Origin of the sequence: Bacteroides hominis (assembly GCF_033042785.2) — a bacterium.
Lineage (GTDB): Bacteria > Bacteroidota > Bacteroidia > Bacteroidales > Bacteroidaceae > Bacteroides > Bacteroides hominis.
This window is the reverse complement of sequence record NZ_CP178829.1, coordinates 68323-82693: the sequence shown is the minus strand read 5'-3', so window position 1 is coordinate 82693 and position 14371 is coordinate 68323. Positions and strand designations below refer to the sequence as shown.

At 48.6% G+C, this 14371-nt stretch carries 6 protein-coding genes and 1 pseudogene; all 7 read right to left on the bottom strand.

Annotated features, from left to right (window positions below; all coding sequences use genetic code 11):
* Positions 1–135 precede the first annotated feature (135 nt).
* The 7 genes and pseudogenes from R3O62_RS00335 to R3O62_RS00305 all read right to left on the bottom strand — a co-directional run bounded on the left by R3O62_RS00335 (position 136) and on the right by R3O62_RS00305 (position 14179).
* On the bottom strand, positions 136–738 hold the full coding sequence (locus tag R3O62_RS00335; protein WP_002560994.1) for an RteC domain-containing protein: 603 nt from the start codon (positions 736–738) through the stop codon (positions 136–138).
* Between the two features lie 238 nt (positions 739–976).
* A complete protein-coding gene (locus tag R3O62_RS00330) occupies positions 977–1399 on the bottom strand; it encodes a dihydrofolate reductase family protein (RefSeq protein WP_002560995.1) in 423 nt (140 codons plus the stop codon).
* A gap of 279 nt (positions 1400–1678) precedes the next feature.
* On the bottom strand, positions 1679–3001 hold the full coding sequence (locus R3O62_RS00325; protein WP_002560996.1) for a sigma-54-dependent transcriptional regulator: 1323 nt from the start codon (positions 2999–3001) through the stop codon (positions 1679–1681).
* A pseudogene (locus tag R3O62_RS00320) lies at positions 2994–5312 on the bottom strand (ATP-binding protein). The gene R3O62_RS00325 and the pseudogene R3O62_RS00320 overlap by 8 nt, the downstream one beginning before the upstream one ends.
* Positions 5312–7237: a tetracycline resistance ribosomal protection protein Tet(Q) gene (gene tet(Q), locus R3O62_RS00315; RefSeq protein WP_002560998.1), complete on the bottom strand. Its 1926-nt coding sequence runs from the start codon at positions 7235–7237 to the stop codon at positions 5312–5314. The pseudogene R3O62_RS00320 and the gene tet(Q) overlap by 1 nt, the downstream one beginning before the upstream one ends.
* Before the next feature lie 659 nt (positions 7238–7896).
* Positions 7897–13737, bottom strand: a complete 5841-nt coding sequence (locus R3O62_RS00310; protein WP_317472529.1) for an N-6 DNA methylase — start codon at positions 13735–13737, stop codon at positions 7897–7899.
* On the bottom strand, positions 13727–14179 hold the full coding sequence (locus tag R3O62_RS00305) for a DUF1896 domain-containing protein (protein ID WP_002561000.1): 453 nt from the start codon (positions 14177–14179) through the stop codon (positions 13727–13729). The genes R3O62_RS00310 and R3O62_RS00305 overlap by 11 nt, the downstream gene beginning before the upstream one ends.
* Positions 14180–14371: the final 192 nt, after the last annotated feature.

The following is a 14371-nucleotide window of genomic DNA, read 5'->3' as shown; positions in this document are numbered from 1 at the left end:
ATTCGTAACAATTGTACAAAGATAGCGTTTTTCGCTGAAATTCGGGGCAATAGCGCGCCGAAAACGCCCTTTTTCGTATAGATTTTACTCAAACGGGAGAACAGCATGATACCATTCTCCCGCTTATACCTGATTTTATCTTCTCATACGTTCCAGCTCTTCATCGCGCAGCATTCTCTCGTTCAGTTTCTCCTGCATCTTGTCGAGGAAATAGGTACGGCTTTCGTTTTTCCGACGTTTGATGTCGGTATAGAAGCGGTAGCAATCCTTCGACTCAATACCGAATATCTTGTAGAGAATCGGGGCGAGCTGTTTTAGCGGCATATTGCCGTTGTTGATACAGCCCATCTCGTCTATGCCGTAGATAAGTTCCACGAGGTCGATGGCGTTGCCCGTCCAAAGAAGGCTGGCGGTGGTTTCTGTTGCGTTGTTGGCGGATATTAGTGGTGGCACTTGGGGCGTGGCAAGGAATTTCTGCATCTTTCTTACGAAAGACAGAGCCTTGCTGACGTAGGCGGCAATCTCTCTTCTTTCTTCTGACAGATTACGCACCGGATGGTGCTGCAACTCGATTTCGATGTAGGCAAGCGCGATGACGGTAAGGTTCATGTCCATGCCGCCGTTGCACAGTTCTATTACTTGGGTGGCGAAAGCCGTGTATGCTTTTTCCATATTGCAGTCTCCGGCTTCGTTTATCCGGCGGAAGAACTCGGTTTCCGCCAATAAAAAATAATTCATGTCCTGTCAATTTTGAAATTTTACACTCTGTTTTCGGTATGCGCACATGAATATAATTGGCAAAAAACGCGGCAGAAAACAAAAAATCCAACGCTCAATTTTACAAAGTGTTGTATTTCAGTGGTATAAAATTCAATATTTTTTCACAGGGACAAATTATCTCCGACTTAAATTGTTTGTAATCAGAACATTTATTCTATTCTTGAAAATAAAAATGTATGCTTGCCGCACATTTTGGCTATCTTGCTTTTTTATCAAGGATGTAGATAATGCGGCATACACCGTTGGGAAAACTTTTCAAAGAGGAAAGCGTCCAGTGTTGCTCTGGCAGAGCCGACTTAAAAAAATGTCGTCCGCTTCCGGATATGAAAGGAACGGTGTATAGTATGATTTCATCCACAGCGTGCATACGCAGTAGTCCGTTTATATAGTCTGCCGTGTCCGGTGTGGCTTCCGCGAGGTAACGGATGTTTGTGCCGTCTTTTCTCCATTCGTGCAGCATTGAAATGGAATAGTCTGGTGTCACGCGGTAAAGGGCGTTCTTCCTGATTTCATCAAGACCGCAACGGTCAAGGCACAAATCCTGATGTGCTTTATAATATAACTCTGAAGAAAGACATCCGTCCATCGTCAGTACGGCGAGAATCTGAACTTTACCCATAATCGTTACCTTTCATTAGGCAAGGGCAAAAAAGTAGCGTGCAATTCACACTACCTTCAAGCGATGGCTCTGGTAAAGCCTTTACGGAGAGTACGTGAATGCACGCTATGCGTAAGCATAGCATAAGCATCACGCAATCGTCTCCGTAGTTCCAATTTACCAGATTTTCGCTTGAAACGCCTTGCGGTCTTATCCTATATGTTGGCGGCGAAAAGCTCCTGCCAATCGCCGTTTTTCTCAAATGTTATGCAAAGATAGCCAAATTCAGTGAATTACAGGCTATGATTGCTTGAATTTATATTTAAGTCCATACTCTTCAAGTTTGCTGTATAGTGTTGTCCTGCCTATTCCGAGCAGTTCGGCGGCGACACTCCGGTTGCCGTTTGCCTGTTTCAACGCACGCAATATCCGCTCCTTATCCTCCGCGTCATTGCGCAGGGCGAAGTTGACAGTAGAGGTCGGTTTCGTCACGGCAAGTTCCAGATGCTCTTTCATGACAACACCTTCCTGCGCCTGCAATACAGCACCCATAACTTTCTGCCGAAGTTCCCGCACGTTGCCCGGCCATGCGTGTGTCAGCAACGCTTTACGTGCTTCGGAACTGAACCCGCTCACGCTACACTCCAGCTCTCTGTTTGCCATATCACGGAAGAACTCTGCCAGCGGCATGATGTCTTCCTGACAGTCACGCAACGGAGGAACGGTTATCCCGAAGTCGTGCAGGCGGTACAGAAGATCCTGCCGAAAACGCTTTTCACTCACTGCCGCTTCCAGATCCTCGTTGGTGGCGGCGATGATGCGGACATTGAAACTCCTGTCTGCCTTGTCTCCGACCGGGCGATACCGCCTCTCCTGTATGGCGCGGAGCAACATCTGTTGGGTTTCCAACGCGAGGTTTCCTACCTCGTCCAGAAACAGCGTGCCGCCTTCCGCCTCATGGAAATATCCTTTCTTGGCACAATCTGCTCCTGTAAACGCTCCCTTGACGTGTCCGAAGAAGGCCGAGGGCGCAAGCTCTTTGGTGAGTGAACCGCAGTCCACCGCCACGAATGGCTTGACTGCCCGCTTGCTCTTGTCGTGCAGGTGGTGGGCAATATGTTCCTTACCCGTGCCGTTCTCTCCGAATATCATCACGCTCATATCGGTAGCGGCTACCAGCCTTATACGGTGCATGATTTTCTGAAATGCGGAACCGTCACGGGCGAACACAGGCATACGGCGTTGTCCTGCCTGACGTTCTTTCAGTATGGAACGGATCAGGGGGACAAGTTTATCCTCCACAAGCTGTTTGGGAATATAGTCTATCGAGCCGAGTTTCATGCTTTCCACGGCGGTATTAACTTCGGCGTAGTCGGTCATAATGATGAAGGGCTGCATCTTTCCCTCCTTTCGCATCCAGCGCAAAAGGTCAATGCCGTTACCGTCAGGCAGGCGCAGGTCGGCAACCACGATGTCATTATCTGTCGCCTGTTGTAGATGTTTCTTCGCGGTTGAGAGGTGGTAAGCCTTCACGGTGCGGTAGCCCTCCCGCGCCAGCATGTTGCAGACAAACTCGCAGTACACGATATTGTCTTCTACCACAATTATTGTTGTCTTATCCATCTTCGTATTTTCTCCTTTCCTCTTCTGCCAACCGGATTATTTCCGCTCCCTTATCCAGCACGGCAGTCACGGCATGGCTTAACGCTTCACCATCCGGGAGTACATCGCCATGAAGCAATCTGTAAAGTACATTTAGCGGTTGGTCGGCACGTAGCACCTCCCACGAGCTGCGCAGGTGGTGTGTCAGGGAATCCAGCTTTTGCAGGTCTTTTTCTGTTGCCGCTTCCCGTATTGTCTGCATCTCTTTTTCAGTTTCCGTCATCAACTTTTCCAGCATAACGGCTTCATTGCCGTAAGACAGCAAAGCTGAAAAATCCGGTTTCCCGTCCGGTGTTTCTTTTATGGCACACCTGTCGGAAACCTCCATCAACTCCGATATGGAGAACGGCTTGAACAGGCATCCGGCAAAGCCTTTTGCCAATAGTTCCCCTTTGTTACAACTGCCCGAAGCGGTTGCCACAACCACCGGGATTGTTGGTGAATTGCCCACGTTGGACGAACGCAACAGTTCCAGTAATTCGAAACCGTTTATACCGGGCATATTCAAGTCTGTCAGCAACAGGCTGTATTCTTTCTGGCGTATCATTTCCATCAGTTCCGCAGCATCGGTGCAAGTGTCGCAGTGTATTCCTTCTTAGGAGTACATCTCTTTCAGCATCAGAAGTAATACCTCATCATTGTCAATGGCGACAACATCATGGAATTTATTGTTATGATAAACAGGTGTATTGCTTGTATATCCAAGCTGTTCTTCAGCTTCCTGCATAGAAATTTCAACTGTGAAACGACTGCCTTTCCCTTTCTTGCTGTCCAAACGGATTGTTCCGCCAAGCATCGACACAATATTACGCATTATGGCAAGCCCAAGCCCGAAACCCTCCTTTGCGGCGGCATTTGATAGACGTTCAAACGCACCGAACGCTTGTTTCTGTTCCTCTTCTGTCATGCCTGTACCTGTATCTTCAACGACCAGTGTCAGAACTCCATTATCATATTCAGTAATCAAAGAAACACCGCCTTCTTCTGTGAACTTGACTGCGTTTGACAGCAGGTTATTCCCGATTTGTATTATTCGCTCTTTGTCGGTCAATACAATGGCATCGTGTCCAGTCTTCACGGACAAGGACAACCCTTTGTTCACTGCAACAGGAATGAACTCCGTTTCAAGTGTGTGCGTGATTGCAGAAATCCGGCAGGGTGACAGACGGGGCTGTTCCTTGCCGTTGTCCAGGCGGAAGAAGTCAAGCAAAGTGTTGAGCATATCCCGCATACGGTCGGAGGATTGCAGTATATTTCGGATATATTGCCCATTATTACCGCTATTGCATTCTTTCCGCAAAAGTTCGGTATAGCCAGTTATTGCCGTCAGTGGTGTACGCAACTCATGGGTAATAGTATGTACCGCTTTCTTTCGGGAGGTTATGAGTACCTCATTTTGTTGCACGGACTGTTCCAATTGCTCGATCAAATCCGTTGTCTTGCGTTTGTATCGTTTAATGTTCTTTGCATCACGGTGTATGATGATATAGGAAATGACCAACAGCAAAAGAACAAATCCCATCAAGCCGCCTATCTGCATAAATGATTTTTTACGCATCGCTGTTATCTCGCTTTCTCTATTTTGTAAATCAGATTGTACCTTCTTTTCGATTTGGCAAATCAATCCTTGCAGTTGTCTGTTAAGTTCTGCATTACGGGCAGCAAGACTATCGGCTTGTTCTGACAATCGACGGCTCTGCGCTTTCTGTTCGTTGACCATGTTTCTATTGGATGAACGGAGCGTAGTCGTTGTTGTCGTTGGCTTCGTTCCCTCTTTTTTGCCAAAGATGCCCAAGAAACCTTTTCGTTTTGGCTTTTTGGACTGTTCCTGCACACTTTTCTGCACAATAACCGGAATTTGATTGGCTATCTTCTTGTTAATAGATTGTTGTTCATCCATTAACCGGACTATCTGGAACATCTGTCGTTCCTTATCCTCTAAAAGACTGCGCACACTATCGATGCGCTCTGCTGGATAGGTGGCCTTGAAACGGCAGAGCATACTGTCCATTGCCATACGCCGTGCATGGTAATGCTCGATATCTTTATCGTTCCATTCCAGTATTGTTTCACCCAATAGAGAAAATTTTATCATTTGAATATTGATATTGTTTATTTCTTTTCGGAGCTCGTCTATTTTTTTATTGCCAAGTTCTAATGCTTCTATCTCCTGCCATTCATAGAGGCTATTATATGCCATACATCCGATAAGAATGGAGATAAGTATATATCCCAACTGTATTGCCTTATAGAAATTTCCTGACCGCTCCATTATTTTGATGACATTGATTTTTGGAACATGAATAAAAGTTTATCTTTTTCGTTCATGCGGATATTATCAGAATAATCGCCTTTTGTTATTTGATACCCGCATGGCTTGACCATAAAAACGCCTAAGCCCTTAGTGTATGAACTTACTTCTGAGGCGTAGTCTTTACTTGTATTTAATGGAACTTTCCCTTTAATATGACACCACTCATTATTGCAACTGATGTCTTCAATCTCAGACATCATTTTTTGCAAATCTGTAATAGCTTTGGAACTTGCCGCTTGGGGTATCTGCAACTCAAAATAGAGCATCGGTTCGAGAATGTCCACACCTGACTGTTGCAAGGCCAGCCTGAAGACATAAGGGGTCAGCTGTCTGAAATCAGCAGGTGTACTTACCGGGCTATAATACTCGGCTTGAGTAAAAGTTACTTTCAGATCAGTCACTTCCCATCCATGTAAACCAGATTGGCAAGACATACGAATCCCTTCAAAAACGGCATTTTGAAAAGAATGGTTCAGATAACCATAGGAGATGTCACTTTCGATTTGCAACCCTGTCCCTAACGGCAAGGGTTCAAGCGTCAGCCCTATTGTGGCCCAGTAAGGGTTGGGTGGCACTTCGATCTGAATAATCTTATTGACCTTTTTTACAGGTCGTTCTTTGTAGATAGTCTTGATCTCATCAAAATGGACCTTTACGGAAAATCGTTCTTCCAGCAATGTCTGTATGATTTCCTTTTGTGTCAAACCATATAACGAGATTTCCAATTCATCACTATATGAGTTTATGGAAAAGGACAAAGACGGGTCTTCAATCCACAATGTATTCAGAGCGGATATCACCTTGCTTCTCTCTTCGGACCTGTCTGGCCGGACGGAGGATTTGAGAGCGGGATGCTGATGAGATAACCCTTGAATCAAACAAGGTTTAGTACCTAAATAATCTCCGATTCGAAAATCTTCCATATCTTCTACAATCGCGATATCATTGGCCCCCACTTCATCAACATTTATCTCTCTGCCCTGATAAATAGTCTTTAGATTTTTAATCTTGATGAATTTTTCCGAATCGTTGATTCTTACAATGTCTCGAAGTCTCAGACTTCCGTCAATTATTTTTAGAAAACTTCTTTTATGTCCTTTGGGGTCATGCTCTATCTTATAGAGATAAGCTGAAAGTCTGTTTGAGACTGATTCTGGAGGAAGTATAAAAGAAGAGATGGCGTCCAACAACTCATTGATACCGATATTGAACATTGCTGATCCATGTAGTACCGGATAGACTTTGGCTTTTGCCACAAGATCGATTATCGTATTCCAATAATCAGCCGGTGAAATTTCGCTATCCGCCAAATATCGTTCTAATATATTGTCGTCATGGTTGCATACAAATTCTTTGTATTCTTCCTTTATATATGTTTGGGAGCAAATCGGATAAACCAATCCATCGACAACAGTTTGCATAAACAGGACATCTTGAGACAGATTTGTTTTTATATCCAGATACAAACGCTCTAAATTCACACCGTCACGGTCAATTTTATTGATAAATATAATTGTCGGGATTTGCAGTTTTTGTAAAGTATTGAACAGCAACTTTGTTTGCGCTTGTATGCCTTCCTTTGCGGATAAGATGAGGACTGCTCCATCAAGCATTTTGAATGTCCGCTCCACTTCCGCAATAAAATCCATGTGTCCCGGAGTGTCAATGATATTGCATTTCACTCCATTCCAGATAATAGATGTCGTAGAAGCCCGAACAGTAATTCCTCTACGTTTCTCTATATCCATAGAGTCTGTTATGGTGTCACCATTATCCACACGGCCGCACTTTTCCGTTGCTCCACTGGCAAACAGCAGATTCTCGGTTACGGAAGTTTTTCCTGCATCAATGTGAGCAAGAATTCCTAAATTTATAATATTCATTTGGATTAAGCAATAATATACTACAATAGATGCATTGTCGAAACGCACCTTTTAATACCTCCTCGTAGCATGTGAGAACTACAGGATTACTAACTCGTATTAATATGTATATTATTACTGCCGCATAACGATTACAAAATTACACAAAAAAATATATCTAACAAAAGTGGGAGGATTTTTTAACTTTTTACCATAGACATTTTATTAGGGAAGCGTAGGTTCAACTGGTAAGTACAAATAAGTAGAAATGTTTGAACAACAACGTTTTAGGAAGTTGAAAAAAATCAAGTTTCTCTCTCGGTATAACGTTTATTTTGGCCAATATCTTCTTTAGTTTGGCATTTGAGTATTTCCCATTCGTGTTCTATTTAGCTCCTTATTATGAGTATGTAGCAAGTTGCTTATCAAATTCAGCCTCTTTGAGGGTCAAATATGGTTTTGCAAATGGTGACTGACAAGACATAAACAAGGTCAGCAGGATTTTTTACATAAATGGACATGAATGTATATAACCTAAAATAAGAATAAATTTTAATAAGGGCTGCCCAAAAAGAAAAAAAATGCAGTTGCCATCCTACAGATACTTGCAGAAAGGATAAAATTTACTTTTAGACCTTTTGGGATAGCCCTTATTAATACTTCAGATAAAATTCCTAAGGTTATATTTTCAATCCTTTGGACCGGGTTTCCTCCTTGGCATACAGCCCCGGATGCCCAGTTATGGTGTGATTGGCGATAATACTTTCCGATGGATTGCGTATTTGCGGTGATGTATCTTCGGGATATTGCCTGATACCGTTTCGCACACCTTTCGCTTCCGGTTTGACCTGTTGCCCTTCATGCTCCTTTTCGGTGATTTCGGGTGTAGGCGGCGCAAGTTCCAGCTGTATCTTGCGGTCAAGGGCGGCAAGTTCGGACTTCAACTGTTTCAGTTCTTCCTCCTTCTTCCACACCTTGCCTGCTATCTCCTGCAACTGCGGTATCTCACGTTCCAAGACCTCATTCTTCGCTTTATACTGGTCGATGATGGAGGGGATTCTCTCAATCGCGTTGAGGAAGTTGCGGGCGGCGGCCAACGGGTCAGCCAGCGCCAGATGCCCGTTGTTGTAGGTGTACTTGTAGTTCCCCTCGACCACGAAGCGGTTGTCGGTAAACTCCAATCCCTCTTTGAGTATCCTTTCGCTGACCACCTTTATCGGGAAACCGTAAAACTCTCCAACCTGCGTGTACAACCCTCCGGTCGTGGCATTCTTGGCTATCTCCTGCAAACGCTTTCCGATGACTTTCTCATCGGCGGAATCCACTCCGTCCACCTTTATTATATTAAGGTGATTGCCCTCCTTGTCGGTCTGCACCACAGAGAGGAAGCGGTTCCAGTCCTCCGTCATGGCATCTATGAAAGCTGTGTTGTTGCCCAGCTCGCGGGTCTTCGATTCCAGCTTGAACTCCGAATCACGCTTGCCCTTGTTGAACGACTTGCGTTCCCCTTCGAGCGAGGCGATACGTTTTTCCAGTTTCGCCTTGTCCAGCAGGTCGGTGTTGCCGGATAGCAACGCCATATATTCCGAGAAGTTCATGCCCGATTTCTCGTCCATTGCCCCCTCGTCGATGGTACGCGCTTCCATAGCACCGCTTTTAAGCTGGCTGATGAAAGTCTGCTTGCAGTGCAGGAGGTTGAACTTGTAACTGTCCAGTGATTTTTCCACCGCGTAGATTATTACGTCCACGTTGTTCCCGGCGAAATGCTTGGCTATCTCGTTGCCTGCTCTAACTCCCCGTCCGTCACGCTGTTGCAGGTCGGACGGTCGCCACGGCGTATCAAGATGATGAATTGCCACACACCGTTTCTGTGCGTTCACACCCGTTCCGAGCATGGAGGTGGAGCCGAACAGCACACGCACCGTCCCGGCGTTCATGGCATCTATCACCGCCTTCCGAGCCTTGTCGGTCTTGCACTCCTGAATGAAGCGCACCTCGCTTGGCGGTATGCCGTAGTCCTCCGTCAGTTTGCGCTTGATTTCCGAATAGACGTTCCACCCATCGCCCGGCTGGTAAGTCCCCAAGTCAGAGAAAACGAACTGCGTGCCTTTCTGCGCGTCGTATTTTTGATAATACTCCGCGATTATTTTGGCACAGTGGCTCGCCTTGTTGTCGGGGTGGTCTTCGTAATGCGGGTCTATCATGCGCATGTCGAGTGCCATCTTCCGGGCATAGTCCGTGGCGATAAGCATCTTCGCCTTTTCCTCCGTTTCCGAAAGCGGCAGTCTGCCCAACAGGGTGGCGTCGCCCGTCTTGGCGAATTGCATCAGCTTCTGTATGAAGTCCTCCTGCTCCGGCGTGGGCGGTATGTGGTGCAGTATCTCGTTTTTGTTGGGACGGTCCACGCCCACATCCTCCGCCGTGCGGTAGTCCGTGATTTCATTATAGAAGGCGGCAAGCTCCGGCACTTTGATGAAGTAGCGGAAACGCTCCTTCTGCACCACGTTGTTCGTCACGTTGAACTCAAAATCCGTTGTCTTCTTGGCAAATATCGCCGACCACGCATCAAAACATCGAATGTCCTGCCGTTCCAGCTCCTTCGGGCGCAGGTACTTGAACAGCAGGTACAGCTCAGTCAGCGAGTTGCTGATAGTCGTGCCGGAGAGGAAGGTCGCCCCCAAGTCCTTGCCCGTGCGCTCCTGTATGGTGCGGATAGCAAAGAGCATGTTCAGTGCCTTCTGGCTTCCCTCGCTGTTCCCCAATCCCGCCACACGGTCGTGGCGCGTGTTGAAAGTCAGATTCTTGAACTGGTGCGATTCATCAATGAAAATGTGGTCGATGCCCATCTGCTTGAAGTCCACCACGTCGTCCGTGCGTGACTTTATGGCGTGTTCCACCTTCTCCAATTTCGCTTCAAGGTTATGCTTGCGCTTCTCCAGACCTTTCAGCATCGCCCGCGATACGTTCTTTCCCTGCTGGCGCAGCACTTCGAGGTTTTCCTCCACCGTGTCAAGCTCCGCTTGCAGGATGCGCTGCTGCAACTCCGGCGACTGCGGTATCTTGCCGAACTGGTCGTGCGACATAATGACACAATCGTAGTCGTTGTTCTTGATGTTGTTGAAGAAACGCACGCGGTTGGCGGTCGAAAAGTCTTTCTCCGAAGCGTACAGAATCCTCGCGTTGGGATATGCCGCTTGATAGGTGGCGGCAATCTCCGCAACATTGGCTTTCAGCCCGATAATCATCGGCTTGTGCGCCAAGTTCAGACGCTTCATTTCATGCGCGGCGATGCACATTATCAGCGTCTTGCCGGTTCCAACCTCGTGGTCACAAATTCCGCCGCCGTTCTGTTTCAGCATCCAGACGCAATCCATCTGCGAGGGATAGACGCTCCTGATGCCCCGGCTTGCCAGCCCTTTCAGATTGAGGTCGGGAAAAGTCTGATGCGAGCCGTCATACTTCGGGCGCACGAAACAGTTGAACTTGCGGTTATACATCGTCGTCAGCCGCTCCTTGAACTGTGGCGACTGCTCTTCGAGCCATTCGGAGAAGCCGTTTCGTATCTCGTCAATCTTGGCGTTGGCGAGCTGTATTCCCTCGCTGTCGCGCACCTTGATGTCGTTGCCATGCTCGTCCCTGCCGATGGACTTCATCATGTCGGGACAGGTGTTGTGCAGGGCGTGTTTCAGAAGGTGCATGCCGTCATAGTTACGGTAATACCCCTTCACCAGAAACTCGTCCGTGATTTTCATGGTGCGGTAGCCGCACGCCACCGAAAACTCGTCCATGCTTGCAGAGTAGGCGATTTTCACCTCCGTGTCGAACAGCCGGCTCATGTAGGCGGCATAGACACCCGTCGGAATCCAGCGTTCCCCGAAATTGAAATCAAGGTCTTCAAAAGCGATGCGCGGCGGTTCGGCATCTTTCAGAGCCTCCAACGCCTGCTTCACCTCCGGCATACGTTCACTTTCGGGGTTTTCGCCCATCCAAGCCTCTATGCGTTCCGCTTTCTCTATCACGTTTCCGGCAATAAAGCGGTCCTTAATCTCGTAACCGGTTACGAGCGGATTGTAATAGATGCGCCCTTGCAGGGCTGTGAGCAAATCCTCCGCCGTACTGTCGGTTATCTCCCGCATATAGTCGAGATCGACAGTGCCGAACTTGTTGAGCGACGCGGACAGTGCTTCTTCGGGTGAGCCGACGTTGGCATGGCTCTCCACGGAGAAGGAAACGGGACGCTCGAAGATGTCCGCCTTGACAAACTTCCCGTTCTCCGCCCGTTCCAGCGAAAGGATGTCACGCCCGCTCGCGTCCATCATCACTAACTTCACGTTCTGCTTGGCGTTGAGGTTGCCGTAGCGCATGACAAACTCATCGTAACAGGTGTTTAGATGCTCTCGCCACGGGACATTTGCTTCATGCAGGTTCGATTCATAGCGGTACAGCCGCTCGTAGGCGTCACGGAGTAAAACATACTGTAACGCCTTCTCCTTCTGGTAGCCTTTCAGGTCGAGCGGCTGGAATGTCGCCCCGTATGGCGTGATGTCCTTCAGGTAGCCGATGTTATGACGCCCCCTGTCAGCCACCAGCGACCCTTCGCGCAGGTGCATCTCCGGCGTGCGGTGGTAGGCACGCGGCGAAAGGTCCACGACTTCTTCCTTCGGCTTCTCCGCTTCGATGTCGGGGAAAAGGGAGGTCGCCACCGCTTCCGGTGGGGTATCTGTAACGGCAGGTGCGGTGACTGCTTCCGGCTGTGTTTCCTCCTGCCGTGGTTGCTCACGGGGAGTGTCCGGCACGGCTTTCACTTCCATCTTTTCCGCCGCCGCTTGTTTCTCGTTATGCTGCCTTGCCAGTTCCCGAAGTTCCTTCCTGCGTTCCGGCGTCAAATCCATCATCATCTCGTAGAAGCCGTTGATGGGAGGATTGGTATCCCAGTCCAACGTGGCATAGATGTCGTCCGGGTCGGCAGGCTTGGCGGTGTTCTCCGTTTTAGCCTCCTTGTTCTCTGTTACAGTCTTAGGGGTGGTAGCCGTCGGCACAGCCGTAACATTTTGTGTGACATGCACCTGTGGCTTGGGTAGAACGCGCCTTGCCGAGCTTTCCTTTTTCGCCTCCTTTTTCTTTTTGGCGGTTTTCGGTTGTTGGCTGACTTCTTCCGTCATCCCCCAGAGATCGAGCAAGGATAGCTGCACACCGTCAGAATATTTCGGACGTGGCTCTATCTCCGGCTTTTCCTCTGTGGGTTGCGGTTTCTCCGTCGGAGTTTCCACCGCCTGCATCGAAGATGTTGTTTCCATCTTTATGGCAGTACGCTCCACCTCCTTTTGAACGGTAACTTTTTCTTCCGTTCCCGACTGCCGGATTGAACCCGAATACAGACGCATGGCGAGCCTGTAATGGAAATCCTCGTCGAGCATACGGTGCAAATCCCCGGCGATGCCTGCTGCCTTGCCCTCGTGCAGATAGACCATAGCGGGCTTCCCGTATGGGTCGGTGTCAAGTTTCGCCGTCGTATGCACGATGCGTTCCGGGTGGTGGATGAAATAGGCGTTGTCGGTCAGGTCGGTTTTCGTGTCCGTCTGTATTACGGTCATCAGCCGCTCGTCCTGCGACATTTCCTTCTTGCTGAGGTTCTTTTGCAGGACAATCAGGTCACTGCCCACTTCTGTCCCCGCGTTGTCCGTGAACAGGTTGTTGGGCAGGCGTATCGCGGATACCAGATCAGCCTTACTGAACAGCTCGTTACGCACGGAGGTCTTGGTGCTGTTCAATACCCCTTGCGAGGTGATGAACGCCACGATACCGCCGTCACGCACGGCATCCAGTCCTTTGAGAAAGAAATAGTTGTGGATGGCTTTCTGGGCGGAGCGTCTGCCGAATGAGTCGCTCCGCTGAAACTCAGGGTCGAACACGGCTATGTCTCCGAACGGAATGTTGGACACCGCCAAGTCGAAATAATTGTTGAACGGTCTTTCGATTTTCTCAAAACCGCAGGTGCGCGTTTTCTTGCCGGGATAGAGATGCCTCAGGATTGTACCCGTGAGCAGATCCTTCTCGAAAGCCATCACATCCGCATTGGGGTTGTGCCGCAGCATGGAATCCACGAACACGCCAACCCCCGCCGACGGTTCGAGCATACGGGCGGGGCGGACGCTGTAATCTGCCAGCACGTCCGCGATGGTGTCGGTTATCTCTTTGGGGGTGTAGAAAGCGGTCAGCACGGACGCTTTCAGCGAATCCACAAACCGCTTGTACTCTGTTTCGTCCTTGCTGTTCTCACGGATAAGCCTGTGCAACTCCACTGTCGGGGCGAACAGTTCGAGGTCGGATTTCGCCCACCGGACGGCATCCGTCAGTTCCTTTGCAGGGTTGAGGATACATTTCAGACCGCCGAAACCGCAGTACCTTTGAAGTATGGCACGCTCTTCGGTTGTCGCTGTCCTGTTTTCCCTGTCAAGGATGAATGCCGTCCGTATCGCCTCGATGTTGTCCCGCAGTTTCTGTTTGCGGTTAAACGCCATATTCCCCGATGTAAAGGACGGTTGCCCCCGTCAGCTCCGTGTAGAGCAGGTCGTAATCGGAAGACAGGGCGAAGTTGTCGTCCGAAAGGTCATAGACGGAGAACACGTTGCCGACAAGCGGCATGAGTTTCAGAATAAAGGCTTCTTGTTTCTCTTCCGGCACTTCGTCGAAAAACTCGCTCTCCACGACTTCACGGAGAATGGCGTACCGGGAATAGCGCAGCCCGCGCAGCAGCGTGTCCATCGCCTGCTCTTGCGCGCCATCGGCGGGATAGCCTTCGAGCCGCGCCTTTTCATACGTTTCGGCGGCACGGTCGGCCCGTTCCCGTATGAAAGCGGTGTCAGTCGCCTGTTCAAACTTGTTCGTGCGGAGGTAGTCCAGCAGGTACAGACCGTAATAGGAAAAGTCGGTCTGACCCTCGTTTTTCTTCTTGTTGTTCATTACTTTGGAGTTTAGTGGATTGATATTTAACGGGATAATTGATTGGAAAAAGGAAGAAAAAGGCACTCGGTATCCCTCCGAGTGCCACCACTAAATCCAAAGTATGAGTGTAATCCGGTATCGAAGAACAATTCATTACTCTGAACAAGTGGCAAAGTTAGTGCAAATCGAAGACAATACGAAAAAAACTTG

Bases quoted from the DNA above. Each gene is read 5' to 3' on its own strand.
- R3O62_RS00335 (WP_002560994.1), bottom strand. From the start codon at position 738: ATGAATTATTTTTTATTGGCGGAAACCGAGTTCTTCCGCCGGATAAAC.
- R3O62_RS00330 (WP_002560995.1), bottom strand. From the start codon at position 1,399: ATGGGTAAAGTTCAGATTCTCGCCGTACTGACGATGGACGGATGTCTT.
- R3O62_RS00325 (WP_002560996.1), bottom strand. From the start codon at position 3,001: ATGGATAAGACAACAATAATTGTGGTAGAAGACAATATCGTGTACTGC.
- R3O62_RS00310 (WP_317472529.1), bottom strand. From the start codon at position 13,737: ATGGCGTTTAACCGCAAACAGAAACTGCGGGACAACATCGAGGCGATA.
- R3O62_RS00305 (WP_002561000.1), bottom strand. From the start codon at position 14,179: ATGAACAACAAGAAGAAAAACGAGGGTCAGACCGACTTTTCCTATTAC.